General features: G+C 64.9%; 17 protein-coding genes and 2 tRNA genes. 12 read left to right on the plus strand and 7 right to left on the minus strand.

Annotation, left to right across the window (positions count from 1 at the left end; translation table 11 throughout):
- Positions 1-73 precede the first annotated feature (73 nt).
- Positions 74-823 (plus strand): sulfite exporter TauE/SafE family protein, encoded by a 750-nt coding sequence (locus tag KHO27_RS03710; RefSeq protein ID WP_214501222.1) that lies wholly within the window; start codon positions 74-76, stop codon positions 821-823.
- A 76-nt stretch (positions 824-899) separates the two neighbouring features.
- On the opposite strand, the gene KHO27_RS03715 is transcribed toward KHO27_RS03710, so the two are convergent.
- Positions 900-1,751, minus strand: coding sequence for a LysR substrate-binding domain-containing protein (locus KHO27_RS03715; RefSeq protein ID WP_031316005.1), 852 nt, complete (start codon positions 1,749-1,751; stop codon positions 900-902).
- A gap of 96 nt (positions 1,752-1,847) precedes the next feature.
- On the opposite strand from KHO27_RS03715, the gene KHO27_RS03720 reads away from it, so the two are divergent.
- Together KHO27_RS03720 and KHO27_RS03725 are read left to right on the plus strand one after the other, a co-directional pair.
- Complete coding sequence (locus tag KHO27_RS03720) at positions 1,848-2,066, plus strand: DUF1127 domain-containing protein (RefSeq protein ID WP_031316004.1); 219 nt, start codon at positions 1,848-1,850, stop codon at positions 2,064-2,066.
- Between the two features lie 70 nt (positions 2,067-2,136).
- Complete coding sequence (locus KHO27_RS03725; protein WP_214501223.1) at positions 2,137-3,357, plus strand: winged helix-turn-helix domain-containing protein; 1,221 nt, start codon at positions 2,137-2,139, stop codon at positions 3,355-3,357.
- Here the strand turns inward: KHO27_RS03725 and KHO27_RS03730 are convergent.
- Positions 3,338-4,684, minus strand: coding sequence for a class II 3-deoxy-7-phosphoheptulonate synthase (locus KHO27_RS03730; RefSeq protein ID WP_110698163.1), 1,347 nt, complete (start codon positions 4,682-4,684; stop codon positions 3,338-3,340). The two genes, KHO27_RS03725 and KHO27_RS03730, sit on opposite strands and share 20 nt — an antisense overlap.
- 116 nt (positions 4,685-4,800) lie before the next feature.
- Between KHO27_RS03730 and KHO27_RS03735 the strand changes: the two genes are divergently transcribed.
- Together KHO27_RS03735 and KHO27_RS03740 are read left to right on the plus strand one after the other, a co-directional pair.
- Positions 4,801-5,556, plus strand: coding sequence for a spermidine synthase (locus KHO27_RS03735; protein WP_110698165.1), 756 nt, complete (start codon positions 4,801-4,803; stop codon positions 5,554-5,556).
- A 337-nt stretch (positions 5,557-5,893) separates the two neighbouring features.
- Complete coding sequence (locus tag KHO27_RS03740; protein ID WP_038705663.1) at positions 5,894-7,576, plus strand: DEAD/DEAH box helicase; 1,683 nt, start codon at positions 5,894-5,896, stop codon at positions 7,574-7,576.
- 86 nt (positions 7,577-7,662) lie between these two features.
- On the opposite strand, the gene KHO27_RS03745 is transcribed toward KHO27_RS03740, so the two are convergent.
- A complete protein-coding gene (locus KHO27_RS03745; protein ID WP_111532680.1) occupies positions 7,663-8,415 on the minus strand; it encodes a DODA-type extradiol aromatic ring-opening family dioxygenase in 753 nt (250 codons plus the stop codon).
- Positions 8,416-8,516: 101 nt separating this feature from the next.
- Between KHO27_RS03745 and KHO27_RS03750 the strand changes: the two genes are divergently transcribed.
- A complete protein-coding gene (locus tag KHO27_RS03750; protein WP_214501224.1) occupies positions 8,517-9,167 on the plus strand; it encodes a thiopurine S-methyltransferase in 651 nt (216 codons plus the stop codon).
- 65 nt (positions 9,168-9,232) lie between these two features.
- Here the strand turns inward: KHO27_RS03750 and htpX are convergent, their stop codons facing one another.
- Together htpX and KHO27_RS03760 are read right to left on the minus strand one after the other, a co-directional pair.
- Entirely contained in the window at positions 9,233-10,120 is an 888-nt protein-coding gene (gene htpX / locus KHO27_RS03755; RefSeq protein WP_111532681.1) for a protease HtpX, read from the minus strand.
- Between the two features lie 228 nt (positions 10,121-10,348).
- Positions 10,349-11,560, minus strand: a complete 1,212-nt coding sequence (locus tag KHO27_RS03760) for a pyridoxal phosphate-dependent aminotransferase (protein WP_110698171.1) — start codon at positions 11,558-11,560, stop codon at positions 10,349-10,351.
- A gap of 167 nt (positions 11,561-11,727) precedes the next feature.
- Here KHO27_RS03760 and msrB point away from each other — a divergent pair, with 167 nt between their 5' ends.
- Complete coding sequence (gene msrB, locus KHO27_RS03765; RefSeq protein WP_110698173.1) at positions 11,728-12,123, plus strand: peptide-methionine (R)-S-oxide reductase MsrB; 396 nt, start codon at positions 11,728-11,730, stop codon at positions 12,121-12,123.
- A 12-nt stretch (positions 12,124-12,135) separates the two neighbouring features.
- Positions 12,136-12,624 carry a glutathione peroxidase gene (locus KHO27_RS03770; RefSeq protein WP_110698175.1) on the plus strand — a complete coding sequence of 163 codons (489 nt, stop codon included), beginning with the start codon at positions 12,136-12,138 and terminating at the stop codon, positions 12,622-12,624.
- Here the strand turns inward: KHO27_RS03770 and KHO27_RS03775 are convergent.
- Positions 12,614-14,968, minus strand: a complete 2,355-nt coding sequence (locus KHO27_RS03775; RefSeq protein ID WP_110698177.1) for a hybrid sensor histidine kinase/response regulator — start codon at positions 14,966-14,968, stop codon at positions 12,614-12,616. The genes KHO27_RS03770 and KHO27_RS03775 overlap by 11 nt on opposite strands.
- A 104-nt stretch (positions 14,969-15,072) precedes the next feature.
- Here KHO27_RS03775 and KHO27_RS03780 point away from each other — a divergent pair, with 104 nt between their 5' ends.
- Positions 15,073-15,960 carry an ATP-binding protein gene (locus tag KHO27_RS03780; protein WP_110698179.1) on the plus strand — a complete coding sequence of 296 codons (888 nt, stop codon included), beginning with the start codon at positions 15,073-15,075 and terminating at the stop codon, positions 15,958-15,960.
- The gene (msrC, locus tag KHO27_RS03785; protein ID WP_110698181.1) at positions 15,961-16,443 is read left to right on the plus strand and encodes a free L-methionine (R)-S-oxide reductase MsrC; all 483 of its coding nucleotides are present in this window, start codon (positions 15,961-15,963) and stop codon (positions 16,441-16,443) included. It begins immediately after the preceding gene.
- A gap of 84 nt (positions 16,444-16,527) precedes the next feature.
- On the opposite strand, the gene KHO27_RS03790 is transcribed toward msrC, so the two are convergent.
- Positions 16,528-17,295, minus strand: a complete 768-nt coding sequence (locus tag KHO27_RS03790) for a hypothetical protein (protein WP_046856553.1) — start codon at positions 17,293-17,295, stop codon at positions 16,528-16,530.
- A 447-nt stretch (positions 17,296-17,742) separates the two neighbouring features.
- Between KHO27_RS03790 and KHO27_RS03795 the strand changes: the two genes are divergently transcribed.
- A tRNA-Glu gene (locus tag KHO27_RS03795) sits at positions 17,743-17,818 on the plus strand.
- A gap of 4 nt (positions 17,819-17,822) precedes the next feature.
- Positions 17,823-17,898: transfer RNA gene (locus KHO27_RS03800), tRNA-Gly, on the plus strand.
- Positions 17,899-17,942: the final 44 nt, after the last annotated feature.

Genomic DNA, 17,942 nt, shown 5'->3' on the forward strand with positions numbered 1-17,942 from the left:
GCTGTGCGTTTCCCCGCCAGCCGTGACTGGGTAGCATGCCGGCATTCTCTGAGAGCAGGCGGATGAGGCGCGAATGATCGAGTGGTTGATGTACATCGTTTTGGGCGCAGCCCTGGGCACCTTGGGTGGCTTGTTCGGGATTGGTGGCGGGCTGATCGCGATCCCTGCACTGGGGGTGCTGTTCGGCCTCGACCAGCAACTGGCCCAGGGCACCGCTCTGGTGATGGTGGTGCCCAACGTGCTGCTGGCGTTGTGGCGCTATCACCAGCGCAACCGCATCGAGTTGCGCCATGCCGTGCCGCTGTCGTTGTGCAGCTTTTTGTTCGCCTGGCTGGGGTCGATCTGGGCAGTGGGCATCGATGCCCAGTCGATGCGCCTGTACTTCGTCGGTTTCCTGGTGGCCCTGGCGTTGTGGAACGTGGCGCGCATGTGCCTGCCGGTGAAGCCGCCGAGCAACCAGCTGCGCTACCCCTGGCCATGGCTGGGCGTGCTGGGCAGCTTTGCCGGGACCATGGGCGGGCTGTTCGGCGTGGGTGGCGCGGTGGTGGCCACGCCGATATTGACCTCCGTGTTCGGCACCACCCAGGTGGTGGCCCAGGGGTTGTCGCTGGCATTGGCGGCGCCGAGCACCGCGGTGACCCTGCTGACCTACGGCCTGCACCAGAGCGTGGACTGGAGCATCGGGGGGCCGTTGGCGGTAGGTGGGTTGCTGAGCATCAGCTGGGGGGTGAAGCTGGCCCATGCGTTGCCGGAAAAGGCATTGCGCTCGATGTTCTGTGTGTTTCTGGTGGTGTGCGCGGTGATGCTCGGGTTCGAGCTCTGAGCGCAAGGGGCTGCAGAGCCCATTGCCATCTGTGGGAGCCGGCTTGCTGGCGAAAAGGGCGCGAAGCGTCCTCGGCTTACTTGAACCCTTCGACGATGTACTCGGCCATGCAGTCGGTAATCGGTGAATGCTGCTGGTCGTTGCGCAGTAGCATCACATTGGCCATGTGCAGCTGCGGCAGGCCGTCGTCCTCGCCGAGGATGCGCAGTTCGCCGCCAACCAGACTGTGCAGCTGCGCGGTCACCGCCAGCCCCGCCTGCACGATGGCGAAGATCGCCGCCAGGCTCGGGCTGGTGTAGGCAATACGGTACTCGATGCCGTGGCGCTCCAGGGCATTGCAGGTCCAGGCGCGGCAAAAGCAGTCGGTGTTGAACAGCGCCAGCGGCATGGGCCGTTGCTCTTGCGGGCAGAAGCCCTTGGCCGCGGCCCACACCAGGCGCTCCTGGCGCAGCAACTGGCCGACCTCGTTGCCCGGCTCGCGGGTCACGATGGTCAGGTCCAGGTCCTGGCGCAGCATCAACTGCTTGGACGAATCGCAATGCACCTCGACATGGATCAGCGGGTAGGCCTGGGCAAAGCGGGTGAGAATGCCCGGCAGGTAGCGCATGGCGTAGTCGTCCGGCGTGCCGATGCGCACCACCCCGACCATGTGCGGCATGCGCAGTGTGTTGAATACCTCGCCATGCAGCTTGAGGATGCGCCGCGCATAGCCCAGAAGCACCTGGCCCTCGGCGGTCAGGCGCACCTGGCGGCCGTCGCGCTCGAACAGCTGGCGCTGCAGGATGTCCTCCTCCAGGCGCTTCATCTGCATGCTCACCGCCGACTGGGTGCGGTTGACCACTTCGCCGGCGCGGGTGAAACCACCTTGCTCGGCAATGGCGACGAAGGTGCGCAGCACCTCGGCGTCGAGACTCTGATACTGGGACATGGCATCAATCTCCGAGATGCATGGCATCAGAAACATTCGTTGGATTGATCTTAGGCCTGGGACGAGACTGGAGCCATCCACAAGGAGGGCGTCATGATGAAAGGTCATTTCAACGTAGCTCACCAACCGGCCGCATCCCTGGGCCATCTGTGGCACGACGCCAGCGGGCTGGTGCTGCGCTGGTTCGAACTGCACCGCCAGCGCGACGAGCTGGCGCGCCTGAGCGATGCCACGCTGCACGATCTTGGGTTGTCGCGGGCGGACATCCAGCAGGAAGCCGACCGGCATTTCTGGGAGGACCCGTTGCGTAAATGAAGGTGGCGACAATCGCGGGCTTGCCCCGCGATTGCGTCTTTACTGTCTGGACACCAGACGGAGCCACCTCATGTCCTTCAGCCTGTCCCTCGCCCAGGCCCGCCGCCTGGCCTTGTCCGCCCAGGGCTTTGGCAAGTCGCCCGCGCACCCGCCGACCCTCGCCACTCTCAAGCGCATGCTCCAGCGCCTGGGCGTGGTGCAGATCGACTCGGTCAACGCGCTGGTGCGCTCCCATTACCTGCCGTTGTTCTCGCGCCTTGGCGACTATCCAGCCGACCTGCTGGACCAGCTCGCCTGGGGCAAGCGCCGTCAGCGGCGGCTATTCGAATACTGGGGGCATGAGGCGTCGTTGCTGCCGCTGGAGCTCTACCCGCTGATGCGCTGGCGCATGGCCCACGCCGCCGACGGCAAGGGCATCTACCGGCAACTGGCGACCTTTGGCCGTGAGCGACGCGAGGTGATCGACCGGGTACTGGCGGCCGTACGCGAGCGCGGCGCGCTGGGTGCCGGCAGCCTGTCGACCCGCGAGGAACGCGCCGGCCCCTGGTGGGACTGGAGCGAAGAAAAGCACGCGCTGGAATGGCTGTTCGCCGCTGGGGAGGTCACGGTGGCCGGGCGTCGTGGTTTCGAGCGCCTGTACGACCTGCCCGAGCGGGTGCTGCCGGCGGCCATCCTCGATCAAGCCCAGCCCAGCGAGGCTGAAGCGCACCAGGGCTTGCTGCTGCACGCCGCCGGCGCCTTGGGCGTGGCCACCGAACAGGACCTGCGTGATTACTTTCGCCTCTCGCCGCAGCAGAGCAAGGCCGCCCTGGCCGTTTTGGTCGAGGGCGGGCGCCTGCAGGCCTGCGCCGTGCAGGGCTGGAAACAGCCAGCCTATGTCGCGGGCGTGCCACGGATTCCCCGACGCATCGAAGCCAGCGCCTTGCTTTCGCCGTTCGATTCGTTGGTCTGGGCGCGGGATCGCACCGAGCGCCTGTTCGATTTCCGCTATCGCCTGGAGATCTACACCCCCGCGCACAAGCGGGTGTACGGCTACTACGTGCTGCCGTTCCTGCACGACGGGCGCATTGCCGCGCGCCTGGACCTGCGTGCCGAACGCGCCCACGGACGTCTGGCGGTGCATGCGGTGCACGAAGAGGCGATGGGGCTGGACGAGGCGGGCTACCAGGCGTTGGCGCTCAGCCTGCAGAGGCTGGCCAACTGGCTGGGCCTGGCGCAGGTGCAGCTCAACTGCCCCCGCGCCGAGGGCAGCCGGCTGCGTCAGGCGTTGCTCAGCGGCGTACCTGCTTGAGGGTTTCGGCGATCAGGAAGGCCAGTTCCAGCGACTGGTCGGCGTTCATGCGCGGGTCGCAGTGGGTGTGGTAGCGGTCGGAGAGGGCGTCTTCGGTGATCGGCCGGGCGCCGCCGATGCACTCGGTGACGTTCTGCCCGGTCATTTCGATATGGATGCCGCCGGCGTGGCTGCCCTCGGCTTGGTGCACCTGGAAGAACTGCTTGACCTCATCGAGGATCTGCGCAAAGTCGCGGGTCTTGTAGCCGCTGCTGGCCTTGATGGTGTTGCCATGCATCGGGTCCGAGCTCCACAGCACCTGGCGGCCCTCGCGTTGCACGGTGCGGATCAGCCCCGGCAGATGGTCGCCGACCTTGCCGGCGCCCATGCGCACGATCAGGTTCAGGCGGCCAGGGTCGTTGTCCGGGTTGAGCACGTCGATCAGGCGGATCAGCTCTTCGGGGTTCATGCTCGGGCCGACCTTGACCCCGATCGGGTTGTGCACGCCGCGCAAGAACTCGACGTGGGCGCCGTCGAGCTGGCGGGTGCGGTCGCCGATCCACAGCATGTGCGCCGAGCAGTCGTAGTAGTCGCCGGTCAGGCTGTCGCTGCGCACGAAGGCTTCTTCATAGTTGAGCAGCAGCGCTTCGTGGGCGGTGAAGAAGCTGGTTTCGCGCAGTTGCGGCGCCGTGTCCAGGCCGCAGGCGCGCATGAAGGCCAGGGTTTCATCGATGCGGTTGGCCAACTGGTGGTACTTGTCGGCCAGCGCCGAGTTGGCGATGAAATCGAGGTTCCACTTGTGCACCTGGTGCAGGTCGGCGAAGCCACCCTGGGCGAAGGCGCGCAGCAGGTTGAGGCTGGCGGTGGCCTGGTGGTAGGCCTGCAACAGGCGCTCGGGGTCGGGAATGCGGCTTTTCGCGTCGAAGCCGATGCCGTTGACGATGTCGCCACGGTACGCCGGCAGGGTGATGTCACCGAGGGTTTCGTCGTTGGCCGAGCGTGGCTTGGCGAACTGCCCGGCCATGCGCCCGACCTTGACCACCGGGCAGCCGGCGGCGAAGGTCATGACAATGGCCATCTGCAGCAGCACCTTGAAGGTGTCGCGGATCTTCGCCGCGGAGAACTCGGCGAAGCTCTCGGCGCAGTCGCCACCCTGCAGCAGGAACGCCCGGCCCTGGGTCACCTCGGCGAACTGCCGGCGCAGCTCGCGGGCTTCGCCGGCGAACACCAGCGGCGGATAGCTGGCCAGGGTCTGCTCGACCTTCAGCAGGTGCGCGGCGTCGGGGTAGATCGGTTGCTGCTGGATCGGCAGGGTGCGCCAGCTGTCGGGGGTCCATTGTCGGGTCATTGCAAGCTCTATCCATAAGTGTCGTTAAGGCCTGCCAGCCATGGTACGCCCGCGCGTGCTTGTTGCACCACCGGCATTGGCGGACAATGGCGGTTTTGCGCGGGCAGGTGGTAGGGATGGCGACGGAGCGGGAAGAGCGGCTGCTGGCACGGGTCGAGGACGCCTTTGGCGTTATCAGCGTGTACGAGGTGGATGACTATCGCTTCCTCGAGTTCGGCGACGCCATCGAGCAGAGCTGCACCTTCACCGCCGACCCCAGCTGGCTGGAGTACGACTACACCCGCGCCATGCTGGTCGGCGCGCTGTGCCACGGGCAGCCGGAAAGCGCGTTGTTCCTCGGCCTTGGCGCCGGCACCCTGACCCAGGCCTGCCTGAAGTTCCTGCCGCTGGAGGATGTCGAGGCCATCGAACTGCGCCCGGACGTGCCGCGCCTGGCCATGGAGTTCATGGGCCTGGACGACGATCCGCGGCTGTACGTGCGGGTGGGCGACGCCCTTGAGCTGCTGCCCAGCGCCGAAAAGGCCGACCTGCTGTTCGTCGACCTGTATACCGACTATGGCCCCGGCGTCGGGCATCTGGCCTGGGGGTTCCTGGAAAACTGCCAGAAGCAGCTCAACCCCGATGGCTGGCTGGTGATCAACCAGTGGGCCGGGGACGATGGCAAGCCACTGGGCGCGGCCTTGTTGCGCGGGCTGTACCATCGCCATTACTGGGAGCTGCCGGTCAAGGAGGGTAACGTGATCCTGCTGGTGCCGGCGGACCTGGAGCAGGTTTTGGACCTGCAAGCGCTGCGTGCCCGTGCCGAATCCTTGGCGCCACGCCTGGGTTATTCACTGGATTACCTGATCAAGGCAATCCGCCCGGCGACATGAGTTCTGCGGAGGCGGCGCAAGCCTTTGGAGGAAACGATTCAGCCTGGATCCAATGCTGCCCGCGTGGCGGACATCAGGATTGAAATATTTCTCACAGCTCATGGCAATTTCGGGTATAGTACGCGCCGGTCTTTTAGCGGACCTCGAATCAGGTGGTGCAAATCCTCCGAACCCAGCTTCGGCTGCGCGTCCGCTAGTCGGACCTTCCCAAGACGTTCCTTTTTCAATCGTTTTCGCAAATCCCCGCCGCCAAAACTGCCTGGGTGACCGCTTGGTCTTTCAAGGCATGTGCAGTTTTGGAGCATGGGTCTTTGCGGATGCACCTAGAGGCAGACCCATGACCCAGGAAACCGGCGGATTCGCCGCTCTCGATCTCAATCCGAATATCGTTGCTGCTGTTCTGGCCACCGGCTACGAAGAGCCTTCGGCTATTCAGCATCAGTCGATCCCGATCATCCTCGCCGGTCACGACATGATCGGCCAGGCGCAGACTGGCACCGGCAAGACCGCTGCCTTCGCCCTGCCGATCCTCAACAAGATCGACGTGAGCAAGCGCGAACCGCAAGCCCTGATCCTGGCGCCAACCCGTGAGTTGGCGCTGCAAGTAGCCACCGCTTTCGAAACCTACGCCAAGCAGATGCCGGGCGTTAACGTGGTGGCTGTCTACGGTGGTGCCCCGATGGGCCCACAACTGCGTGCCATTCGTAACGGCGCGCAAATCGTCGTGGCCACCCCTGGCCGCCTGTGCGACCACCTGCGCCGCGACGAGAAAGTCCTGTCCACCGTTCAGTATCTGGTACTCGACGAAGCGGACGAAATGCTCAAGCTGGGCTTCATGGACGACCTCGAAGTGATCTTCGACGCCATCCCTGCAACCCGCCAGACCGTGCTGTTCTCCGCCACCCTGCCGGCCTCGATCCGTGCCATCGCCGAGCGCCACCTGCGCGAGCCGAAGCACGTCAAGATCCAGAGCAAGACCCAGACCGTGACCGCGATCGAGCAGGCCCACCTGATGGTCCACGCCGACCAGAAGATCCCGGCCGTGCTGCGCCTGCTGGAAGTGGAAGAGTTCGACGCGCTGATCGCCTTCGTGCGTACCAAGCAAGCCACCCTGGACCTGGCCGCCGCCCTGGAAGCCAAAGGCTACAAGGCTGCCGCGCTGAACGGCGACATCGCCCAGAACCAGCGTGAGCGCGTGATCGACTCGCTCAAGGATGGCCGCCTGGACATCGTCGTCGCCACCGACGTCGCTGCCCGTGGTCTGGACGTACCGCGTATCACCCACGTGTTCAACGTCGACATGCCGTACGATCCGGAGTCCTACGTGCACCGTATCGGCCGTACCGGCCGTGCCGGTCGCGATGGCCGTGCGCTGCTGCTGGTCACCCCGCGTGAGCGCCGCATGCTGCAGGTGATCGAGCGTGTCACCGGGCAGAAGGTTGCCGAAGCCCGCCTGCCTAACCCGCAGGCCGTGCTGGACGCACGCATCAAGAAGCTGACCAAGAGCCTGGCGCCACTGGTGGCCGAGTCCGAGGCCAGCCATGGCGAGCTGTTCGACCGCCTGACCGCCGATCTGGGTTGCAGTGCCCGTGCCCTGGCTTCGGCCCTGCTGCGCAAGGCCACCAATGGCCAGGCGCTGGACCTGGCTTCGGTCGAGCGCGAGCAGCCGTTGGTGCCGACCCACACTCCGCGTGAGCGCAGCACTGGCGAGCGTACCGAGCGTGGTGAGCGCAGCGACCGTGGTGACCGCGAGCGTCGCGCGCCGATGCCGCTGGCTGAAGGCCGCGTGCGTTGCCGTACCGCCCTGGGTGCCCGTGACGGCATCGCCGCCAAGAACCTGCTGGGCGCTATCCTCAATGAGGGTGGCCTGGCACGTGACGCCATCGGCCGCATCCAGGTACGTGACAGCTTCAGCCTGATCGAGCTGCCCGAAGACGGCCTCGAGCGTCTGCTGACCAAGCTCAAGGACACCCGCGTGGCCGGCAAGCAGCTGAAGCTGCGCCGCTACCGCGAGGACTGATCCTGGCGCTGCAATGAAAAATCCCCGGCCTAGGTCGGGGATTTTTTTTGCCTGTGTCGAGCACTGTAACTCTGTGCGTGAGAGCGTCAGTCGAACCGATAGATATCCATCCCCAGCGCCCCCAGCGTGAATCCCTGGTGAACGATGCCAAACCGCTCGCCAGCGCCCATGGCGAAGAACAGCGGCAGCAGGTGCTCGTCACTGGGATGATTGCGCACTGCAAACGGCGCCTGGCGCCGATAGTCCACAAGCGCCGCCTCGTCTCCCGCCTTCAGCCGCTCCACCACCCAGTCGCGAAACGCCAGCGCCCAGGGCTCGACCGCATCCGGCCCCGCATGCCAGTCAAGCTCGCCCAGGTTATGGGTGATGCTGCCCGAGCCGATCAGCAGGATGCCTTCCTCGCGCAGCTGCGCCAGCGCCTGCCCGACCTTCAGTTGCAGGGCGGGGCCGGCCTGGCTGGGCAGCGACACCTGGACTAGCGGAATCTCCGCTTGCGGATACATCAGCGACAGCGGCACCCAGGCACCATGGTCGAAAGGCCGTTGTTCATCCAGGCGGGCGCCGAGCAAGCCGGCCAGCCGCTGCGCCAGTGCCGGTTCGCCGGGGGCCGGGTAGTGCACCGCGTACAGGGCCGGTGGAAAGCCATGGAAGTCATGCCAGGTCTGCGGATGTGGGTTGCTCATCACCAGCAGTTCGCGGCTCTCCCAGTGCGCCGACACCACCACGATCGCTTTCGGGCGGGGCAGTGCGCGGGCCAGTTCGGCCAGGGCAGGGCCGCTGGCGCCAGGTTGCAGGGCGAGCATGGGCGAACCGTGGGAAATGAACAGGCTGGGCAGCATGGTGGTGTCCTGGCAGGTAAGATGCTGCCATCTTCGATCAGCCTTCGATCGAGATCCAATATAAGTTTTCACAGTCTTTTATCGAAAAACCGGGAGGGATCATGGAGCCAGCGTTCTGGCACAAGCGGTGGGCGGACAACCAGATAGGCTTTCACCAGGCCCAGGTGAATCCGTACCTGCAGACGCACTGGCCGACGTTGGGGCTGGCCCCGGGCGCGCGGGTGCTGGTGGCGCTGTGTGGCAAGAGCCTGGACATGCTCTGGCTGGCCGCGCAAGGGTATCGGGTGCTGGGTGTGGAGCTGTCGCGCAGGGCGGTGGCGGACTTCTTTACCGAACATGGCTTGGTGGCGCAGGTTGCCCGGCATGGCGCCTTCGAGGTGTGGCGCAGCGACGAGGTGGAGTTGTGGTGCGGCGATGTGTTCGCCCTGCGTGCCGAGGATCTGGCTAGTTGCGCGGGGGTGTACGACCGAGCGGCGTTGATTGCCTTGCCGGGGCCGATGCGTGAGCGCTACATGGCGTTGTTGGGCAAGCTGTTGCCAGCGGCCTGCCGTGGGCTGCTGGTGACCCTCGACTACGATCAGGCCTTGATCGATGGGCCACCGTTCTCGGTGCCGGACGCCGAAGTGCGGACAGGTTTTGCCGGGTGGCGGGTCGATGAGGTCGAGGCGCGGGAGATTCTCGACGAGAGTCCGAAGTTTCTCAAAGCTGGTGTCGAAAGTTTGGTTGAGCGAGTGTACAGCGTTCGGCGTTAAAGCCAACGCGGGGCAGGCCCATGAAAAAGGGCGACCGAAGTCGCCCTTTCCAACACTTCCCTGGATCAGCCGCGGCGGCGCAGCGCGTCGATGCGGTCTTCCAGCGGCGGGTGGCTCATCAGCAGGCCGGCCAGGCCATGCTTGAGGCCGCCGTTGATGCCGAAGGCCTTCATCGTGTCGGGCATGTGCACCGGCAGGCCCTGCTCGGAGCGCAGGCGCTGCAGCGCGCCGATCATTGCGCCGGTGCCGGCCAGGTGGGCGCCGGCCTCGTCGGCGCGGAACTCGCGGCGGCGCGAGTACCACATGACGATGATGCTGGCGAGGATGCCCAGTACCAGCTCGGCGACGATGGTCGCGATGAAGTAGGCGATGCCGTGGCCTTCTTCGTTCTTGAAGATCACCCGGTCGACGAAGTTGCCGATGATGCGGGCGAAGAACATCACGAAGGTGTTCACCACGCCCTGCACCAACGCCATGGTGACCATGTCGCCGTTGGCCACGTGGCCGATCTCGTGGGCCAGCACCGCGCGCACCTCATCGGGCGAGAAGCGCTCCAGCAAGCCCTGGGACACTGCCACCAGCGCGTCGTTGCGGTTCCAGCCGGTGGCGAAGGCGTTGGCCTCGTAGGCTGGGAAGATGCCCACCTCGGGCATCTTGATGCCGGCCTCGCGGGACAGCTCCTCGACGGTCTGCAGCAGCCACTGCTCGTGACGGGTGCGGGGCTGGGTGATGATCTGGGTGCCGGTGCTCATCTTCGCCATCCACTTGGAGATGAACAGCGAAACGAGCGAGCCAGCGAAACCGAACACGGCGCAGAAGACCAGCAGCTGGCCGAGGTTGAGGTCAACCCCGTTGGCGGCCATGAACCCGTTGAAGCCGAACAGGCTCAGGGTAATGCTTGCAACCAGCACCACCGCGAGGTTGGTGGCTACAAACAACAGAATGCGCATCATGGTTGTTACGTTCTCCTGACGGATGAGTTTGTTGCGTACTGCGGGGTATATAAGGGGGAGGGCGCGGCTATTCAACCGGGCGACTATTTCAAACTGTGTACGCGAGGAGTATGGCAGAGGATGCCGTAAGGGCTGTGGGGTAGAGCGTTGCAGGATGTAAGGCAAAAGCATCGCGAGGCAAATCGCATCGGCGTACCGATGCGACTGGCTCCGCAATGGCGATATCGCTTACTGCGAATAGGTGCGCAGGAAGTTGCCGATACGCCCGATCGCCTGTTCCAGGTCATCCACCCGCGGCAAGGTCACCACGCGGAAGTGGTCCGGCCACGGCCAGTTGAACGCCGTGCCCTGGACGATCAGCAGCTTCTCCGACAGCAGCAGGTCGAGGGCGAATTTCTCGTCGTTGAGGATCGGGCAGACCTTCGGATCGATGCGTGGGAAGGCGTACAGCGCGCCCATCGGCTTGACGCAACTGACCCCGGGGATGTCGTTGAGCAGCTCGTAGGTGCGGTTGCGTTGCTCCAGCAGGCGGCCCGGCGGCAGCACCAGGTCGTTGATGCTCTGGTAGCCGCCCAGGGCGGTCTGGATGGCGTGTTGGGCCGGCACGTTGGCGCACAGGCGCATGTTGGCCAGCATGTCGATGCCTTCGATGTAGCTCACGGCATGGTGCTTGGGCCCGGAGATGATCAGCCAGCCGGAGCGGAAGCCCGCCACCCGGTACGACTTGGACAGGCCGTTGAAGGTCAGGCACAGCAGGTCCGGGGCCAGCGACGCGGTGCTGATGTGCACGGCCTCGTCGTAAAGAATCTTGTCGTAGATCTCGTCGGAGAACACCACCAGGTTGTGCTGGCGCGCCAGCTCCAGCATGCCCAGCAGCAGCTCTTTGGAGTACACCGCGCCGGTCGGGTTGTTCGGGTTGATGATCACCAGGGCCTTGGTGTTCGGGGTGATCTTGGCCTTGATGTCGTCAAGGTCCGGGAACCAGTCGGCCTGCTCGTCGCACAGGTAGTGCACCGGCTTGCCGCCGGCCAGGCTCACCGCGGCGGTCCACAGCGGGTAGTCGGGCGCCGGGATCAGCACTTCGTCGCCGTTGTTGAGCAGCGCCTGCATGGACATGACGATCAGCTCGGACACGCCGTTGCCGAGGTAGATGTCCTCGATGGTGACGCCTTCGATTGCCTTCTGCTGGCAGTACTGCATCACCGCCTTGCGCGCGCTGAACAGGCCCTTGGAGTCGCTGTAGCCCTGGGCGGTGGGCAGGTTGCGGATGACGTCCTGGAGGATCTCGTCCGGCGCCTCGAAACCAAACGGCGCCGGGTTGCCGATGTTCAGCTTGAGGATGCGATGGCCTTCCTCTTCCAGGCGTTTGGCGTGCTTGAGCACTGGGCCGCGAATGTCGTAGCAGACATTGGCGAGCTTGTTCGATTTGCTGAACTGCATGATGAGATCCCGAGTGAGAATACGCGCCGCCGTCTTTCGAAAGGTTTGAAAGGGCGGGAACCGGGTGCCAGACTGGCTGCCTTGCACACGAAGCCAACTAATATACGTGCCACCCGCGCCAGGGAAAAGCCGGTGCGAGGTGAAATTCAGCCTGCCGAGGTCTCACCATGCAAAAGATCGACAAAACCCTGGACGAATGGCGTGCCATGCTCGATCCGGCCCAATACCAGGTGTGCCGCCTGAAGGGCACCGAGCGGCCGTTCAGCGGCAAGTACAACAGCGAGCGCCGCGACGGCGTCTACCACTGCATCTGTTGCGACCTGCAGTTGTTCGACGCCAAGGCCAAGTTCGACTCCGGATGCGGCTGGCCGAGCTTCTACGAGCCGATCGAAGAGGCCGCGATGATCGAGATCCGCGACACTTCCCACGGCATGATCCGCACCGAAGTCACCTGCGCCCAGTGCGACGCCCACCTGGGCCATGTATTTCCCGACGGCCCGCCGCCGACCGGGCTACGCTACTGCATCAACTCGGTGTGCCTGGACTTCAAGCCACGCAATTGACGGAGAGCGAACATGGCCGATGCGCTGCTGGACATCCCCTGCGTCACCCTTGGCGGTGAGCAGAAAGTGCTGGGCGACTTCGCCGGCAAGGCGCTGCTGGTGGTCAACACCGCCAGCCAGTGCGGTTTCACCCCGCAGTACAAAGGGCTCGAGCGCCTGTGGCAGGACTACCAGCGCCAGGGCCTGGTGGTGTTGGGCTTCCCCTGCAATCAGTTCGGCAAGCAAGAGCCGGGCGACGCCCGGGAGATCGCGCAGTTCTGCGAGCTCAACTTCGGCGTGAGCTTCCCGCTGTTTCGCAAGATCGATGTCAACGGCCCCGGCGCCCACCCGCTGTTCGCCGAGCTCAAGCGCCGCGCACCGGGCCTGCTGGGTACGCAGAAGATCAAGTGGAACTTCACCAAGTTCCTGGTCGACCCGCGCAGCGGCAAGGTCACCCGCTTTGCCCCGACCACCAAGCCCGAGGCGCTGAAAGCGGCGATAGAGCCGCTGCTCAACCGCTGACCGGCACCCAGTGCTCGATCAGCGCCAGCAGTTCCTCGCGCCGGAACGGCTTGGCCAGGTAGTCGTTCATGCCCGCGGCGCGGCAGCGTTCGCGCTCCTCGGGCATGGCGTTGGCGGTCAGCGCGACGATCGGCAGCTCCGGCCAGCGGCTGCTCTGGCGGATGCGCCGGCTGGCCTCGTAGCCGTCCATCACCGGCATGTTGCAGTCCATCAGCACCAGGTCGAAGCTGTCCCGTTCCAGGTAGTCCAGGGCCTCCTGGCCGTGGGCGGCCACCTGCACCTGGCAGCCGAGCTTGCCCAGCATGCCCTTGGCCACCAACTGGTTCACCGGGTTGTCCTCCACCAGCAAGATGCGCGCCCGCAACTCGCGCGAGGCCGGCACCTCGTGGGGCAGCGGCGTGTTGGGTTCCCCTTGCAGGATGCGGCGCAGCGTCTGGTACAGGGCATTGCGTGCCAGGGGGCGGGCCAACTGCTGCAAGGGTTGCAGTTGCTCGGCCTGTTCGGCAGGTAGGAAGTTGCCGTAGGCGGTCACCAGCAGGATCGGCGCCGCGATGGCCGGGCGCAGGTCGAGCACGTGGTCCAGGTCGTCGGTGATCAGCAGGTCGACCGGCAGGCCGGCCAGTGCGCCGGCATCTGCATGGCGCACGTAATCCAGCCCCCAGCGCGGCAGCAGCCCTTGCAGCAGCTCGGCCAGGCCGCTGCCGGGGTTGCCCAGGGCCACCACGTGTCCACTTATTGCCGCCGGCGGGATTGCCTCGGTATGCGCCGGTAGCGGCAGGTCGGCGCTGAAGCGGCTGCCGAAACCGGTCTCGGAATGGATGTGCAGGTGCCCCTGCATGGCCTTGCACAGGTTGCGGGTCAGGGCCAGGCCCAGGCCGGTGCCGCCGTACTGGCGGGTGATACCGGCGCCGGCCTGGGTGAACGGCTGGAAAATCCGCGCCTGGGCCTCCTCGGGGATGCCGATGCCGGTGTCGCTGACCTCCAGGCGCACGCCGCCGACGATGCTGCTCAGGCGTACATCAACACGCCCGAAGCGGGTGAACTTGAGTGCGTTGGACAGCAGGTTGCTGACAATTTGCCGTACCCGCGTCGGGTCGCCCAGCACCGTGCTGGGAAAGTCCGGGGCGATCAGGCAGGTCAGCTCGACACTGGGCGCGGCATTCTGCGATAGCAGGTTGGCGGTGTCCTCGACCATCGCGCCGAGGTCGAACGGGATGCGTTCGAGTTCCAGCTGGCCGGCGTCGAACTTCGACAGGTCGAGGATATCGTTGAGCAGCTCCACCAGCACCTTGCCCGAGTCGTGGGCGATCGACAGCTGCTGGCGCTGCTCGGCGGCCAGGCCGCTGTCCAGCGCCAGGGCGATCATACCGAGCATGCCGTTGAGTGGCGTGCGGATCTCGTGGCTCATGTTGGCCAGGAAGGCGGCGCGGGCCTGGGCCATGTCCAGGGCGCGCTGGCGCGCTTCGTCCAGTTCCTGGTTGGACTGGCTGAGGCGGCTGTTGCTGGCCTTGAGCTCGTTGGTACGGGCCGAGACGATATCTTCCAGCTCGTTGAGGTACTGGGTCAGGCGGTTCTCGGCGGTGCGCCGCTGCTGGATCTCGGTGGCCATGCTGACGAACTGCTGGTTGGCGACCCGCACCAGCACGCCGATCTCGTCGTTCTCGTGCCCCTTGGGGCAGTCCACGCGGTTCTGCCGGGGCGTGCGCGCATCATTGCCGCTGAGCGCGCCGATCACCGTCACCAGCGGCTTGGTCAGCATCAGGTAGAACAGCGCCAGGAGAATGCCGGTCAGCACCAGGCTGCGGGCGAAGCCGTTGACCAGGGTGACCCCGGCACGGTCGAGAAAGCGCCCGCCGAAGGCATAGGTGTCGACGTCCAGATACAGGGTGCCGAGGTATTCCTCGGGCATGTGGGCGAGGAACAGCCGGTCCTGGAACAGGCGCTGCTCGCCGAACAGGAAGTCGGACAATGGCCGATAGCGGCTTTCCATGCGCGGCCGCTGCACGTCGGCCAGCACCGTGTCGTTGTTGTCGATCAGCCGCGCACGGATCAGCGCCGGTGATTTCAGCAGCCCGCCGGTCAGCTCCTGGGCCAGCTCGGTATCGATGTTGTAGGCGATGCGCGAGGCCGTGTCGTGGCTGATCTTCAGCAGCGCCTGAATTTCACGGTTGATGGACGCGTCTTCGCTGGCATAATCGATGCCGATCTGGATGAGACTGAGCAATGTTCCCAGGATGAAGCCGACCAGGACTGTCAACCGGGCTTGCTTGTATGACAGGCGATTGGTGAACTTGATATCCATGGGTCCCAAGCCGGTTACTTGCTCCGTGCGCTGCGCAAGCATAGCCGATCAGCCCTGGCTGCTGGCGGGTCTGTCTGTTCATTTCAGTTGATCGTCGATTAAGGGCCGCTGCGCGCCCCAAAAAACTGAAATCAATAGGAGTCGCCATGGACGCTCGCCTTACCGCTTTTCTCGACCGCGCCGAATCGGTCCTCGCCCGCCTCGAACCCCTGCTGCCGGCCCCGCGCCCGGACATCGACTGGACCCACACCCTCGCCGCCCGCTGGCAGCGCGATGGCCGCAGCGGCTACCTGATGCCGCTGGAGGTCAGCCTCGATATCCGCCTGTCCGACCTGATCGGCGTCGACCAGCAGCGCGAGCAGCTGGGCCGCAACACCCACCAGTTCATCAACGGCCTGCCAGCCAACCACGCCCTGCTGTGGGGCTCGCGCGGCACCGGCAAGTCGTCGCTGGTACGCGCGCTGTTGGCCGAGCACGCAGGCCAGGGCCTGCGTCTGATCGAGATCGAGCGCGACCACCTGGCCGACCTGCCGCGGGTGGTCGAGCAGCTGCACAAGCTCGAGCAGCGCTTCATCCTGTTCTGCGACGACCTCTCGTTCGAGGCCGGGGAGGGCGACTACCGGGTGCTCAAGAGTGTGCTCGACGGCTCGCTGGAGCAGGCCCCGGACAACGTGCTGCTGTATGCCACCTCCAACCGCCGCCACCTGGTGCCGGAGAAGCAGAGCGACAACGAAAACTGGAAGATGGTCGACGGCGAGCTGCACCCCAACGAAGCGGTGGAGGACAAGATCGCCCTGTCCGACCGCTTCGGCCTGTGGCTGTCGTTCTACCCGTTCAGCCAGGAGCATTTCCTCAACGTGGTCGAGCACTGGATCGGCCAGCTGGCGCGCCCGGCCGGGCTGCGCTGGCAGCGTGACGAAGCCCTGGACATCCTCGCCGTGCGCTGGGCCACCGGCCGCGGCAACCGTAATGGCCGTTGTGCCTATCAGTTCGCCCGCTACTGGGTCGGGCTGCAATTGCTGGAGCAGAAATAAATGATCGACCTCAACGCCAGTGGCCAAGGCCTCGATGGCTACGACCTGCTGGCCGCGCAAGTGCAGGCGCTGTTCGCCGACGAGCATGACTTCATCGCCAATGCCGCGCAGTTCTCGGCGTTTCTCTACAACCAGGTGGAGGACCTGAACTGGGCGGGCTTCTATATCAACCGCAACGAAGAGCTGGTGCTCGGCCCGTTCCAGGGCCAGGTAGCCTGCGTGCGCATTCCATTCAGCCGTGGTGTGTGCGGCGCCGCGGCGGCCACCCGCAGCACCCAGCGAGTGGAGGACGTCCATGCCTTCCCCGGGCATATCGCCTGTGACAGTGCGTCGAACAGCGAGCTGGTGATTCCGCTGGTCAAGGCCGGCAGGCTGATCGGCGTGCTCGACCTGGACAGCCCGAAGCTGGCGCGCTTCAGCGCGGCCGACCAGGCAGGGCTGGAGCGCCTGGTCGAGGTGTTCCTCGAGTTGACCGACTGCTGAAATGAACAAGGGGCCTGCGAAGGCCCCTTGTTCTTGGATGTTACGGCGTGGAAGCGGGCTTGCCCCGCGACAGGGCCGGCACTGTCAGTCGTAGATCACCTTCTTCTTCCAGGTCTCGTCCTCATCGGTCTTGAGCCCCTGGGTCAGCGCATTCTGGTCGTTCTCCGCCGGCTCCATCTGGTCCAGCACCTGGGCGTTGGCCCGGTTCAGCAGTTTCTCCATATAAGTCAGCTGCTCTTCGTACTGCTTGGGCTCCGGCTGCTTGCGCAGGTACTGCACGCCACGCTCGAAGGCCAGGCGCGCCTGGCCCGGCTGGTTCTGCTGCAGGGCCTGTTGGCCAAGGTTGTTGAAGAACTCGATATGCAGCAGCACCAGGATATGGCGGATCTCCTTGACCCAGTACTTGCCTTCGTTGGTCGCCAGGAAACCTTCCTGGGTGGCACGCACGATCTGGTTGTGCAGCAGCTCGAGCAAAAAGCGCACGTCCTTGGCCTTGACCTCGGTGTGGATCGGCGCGGGTGGGTTGCTCACCGGGATGCGCTCGCCCAGGCCAATCAACCCCTCCAGCTCGGCGATACGGGCCTTGAGGTCGCCGCTGTGCTTGTCCAGGGCCAGCTGGCGCTGGTTGAGGTTCAGTTCGAGGCGGGTCAGCAGCAGCTTCAGCGCAGGCGTCATGAACTGCCCAGGGAAGGTCTCGGTGATCTCGCCGCAGCGGCGCAGGCGGTCGGCCAGTTCGACCTTGAGCCGTGCACGCTCGAGCTTGCCGTTTTCAACCACATTGTTCAGGTAGCCGATCACGATCAGCAGCGCGATACCTGCAACGATAAGCAGGGTGATCAGAAGTGGTGTCACCGTTAACGCCTCATGAAGAAGTTTTGCATCTATCGAGAGTGTAGTGAGTCCGCCCGAAAGCGAACAGTGCAGCCCGGCGGAACAGCCTGCGCTCCATTGAATCTGTGGCGGATTCGTGGGAGCGGCGGTGCGCCGATGCGACTTGCCCGCGATCAGGCCCTCAAGCCTTGTCTATATGTATCGGCCCGTAATCCAAAACCTACAGATGCTGGCACATCGCTACGAGCTTGCCGAGCCGGCGTCAGAAAAGCAACGCCAATCCCCGGACGCATCCTGCATCACTGCCCATGATGACGGGAAGTCATTGATTTAAATAAATTTCTACAAAGGGGTTGACGACCCTGCGAGGCATCCATAGAATGCGCGCCACTTGCAGCGTAAAGCACGCAGCGAAACGCGGCAGGGAGTGAAAGCAAGCAGTACTTTAATAGGTAGTGCGAGCAGCGTGTCCCCTTCGTCTAGTGGCCTAGGACACCGCCCTTTCACGGCGGTAACAGGGGTTCGAGTCCCCTAGGGGACGCCACATTGCGGGAATAGCTCAGTTGGTAGAGCACGACCTTGCCAAGGTCGGGGTCGCGAGTTCGAGTCTCGTTTCCCGCTCCAGTTTCTCCGGCACTGCTTCGGCAGGGCAGGAAAAGAAAATCCAG

It is taken from the genome of Pseudomonas sp. RC3H12, from assembly GCF_018596375.1.
In the GTDB taxonomy this organism is placed as follows: domain Bacteria; phylum Pseudomonadota; class Gammaproteobacteria; order Pseudomonadales; family Pseudomonadaceae; genus Aquipseudomonas.

What these genes read in the sequence shown, in the direction of transcription:
- KHO27_RS03770 (WP_110698175.1), top strand. Translation starts at nt 12,136, where the DNA reads ATGGCCGATGCGCTGCTGGACATCCCCTGCGTCACCCTTGGCGGTGAG.
- KHO27_RS03775 (WP_110698177.1), bottom strand. Translation starts at nt 14,968, where the DNA reads ATGCTTGCGCAGCGCACGGAGCAAGTAACCGGCTTGGGACCCATGGAT.
- KHO27_RS03710 (WP_214501222.1), top strand. Translation starts at nt 74, where the DNA reads ATGATCGAGTGGTTGATGTACATCGTTTTGGGCGCAGCCCTGGGCACC.
- KHO27_RS03750 (WP_214501224.1), top strand. Translation starts at nt 8,517, where the DNA reads ATGGAGCCAGCGTTCTGGCACAAGCGGTGGGCGGACAACCAGATAGGC.
- htpX (WP_111532681.1), bottom strand. Translation starts at nt 10,120, where the DNA reads ATGATGCGCATTCTGTTGTTTGTAGCCACCAACCTCGCGGTGGTGCTG.
- KHO27_RS03725 (WP_214501223.1), top strand. Translation starts at nt 2,137, where the DNA reads ATGTCCTTCAGCCTGTCCCTCGCCCAGGCCCGCCGCCTGGCCTTGTCC.
- KHO27_RS03730 (WP_110698163.1), bottom strand. Translation starts at nt 4,684, where the DNA reads ATGACCCGACAATGGACCCCCGACAGCTGGCGCACCCTGCCGATCCAG.
- KHO27_RS03745 (WP_111532680.1), bottom strand. Translation starts at nt 8,415, where the DNA reads ATGCTGCCCAGCCTGTTCATTTCCCACGGTTCGCCCATGCTCGCCCTG.
- KHO27_RS03735 (WP_110698165.1), top strand. Translation starts at nt 4,801, where the DNA reads ATGGCGACGGAGCGGGAAGAGCGGCTGCTGGCACGGGTCGAGGACGCC.
- msrB (WP_110698173.1), top strand. Translation starts at nt 11,728, where the DNA reads ATGCAAAAGATCGACAAAACCCTGGACGAATGGCGTGCCATGCTCGAT.
- msrC (WP_110698181.1), top strand. Translation starts at nt 15,961, where the DNA reads ATGATCGACCTCAACGCCAGTGGCCAAGGCCTCGATGGCTACGACCTG.
- KHO27_RS03780 (WP_110698179.1), top strand. Translation starts at nt 15,073, where the DNA reads ATGGACGCTCGCCTTACCGCTTTTCTCGACCGCGCCGAATCGGTCCTC.
- KHO27_RS03760 (WP_110698171.1), bottom strand. Translation starts at nt 11,560, where the DNA reads ATGCAGTTCAGCAAATCGAACAAGCTCGCCAATGTCTGCTACGACATT.
- KHO27_RS03715 (WP_031316005.1), bottom strand. Translation starts at nt 1,751, where the DNA reads ATGTCCCAGTATCAGAGTCTCGACGCCGAGGTGCTGCGCACCTTCGTC.
- KHO27_RS03740 (WP_038705663.1), top strand. Translation starts at nt 5,894, where the DNA reads ATGACCCAGGAAACCGGCGGATTCGCCGCTCTCGATCTCAATCCGAAT.
- KHO27_RS03720 (WP_031316004.1), top strand. Translation starts at nt 1,848, where the DNA reads ATGAAAGGTCATTTCAACGTAGCTCACCAACCGGCCGCATCCCTGGGC.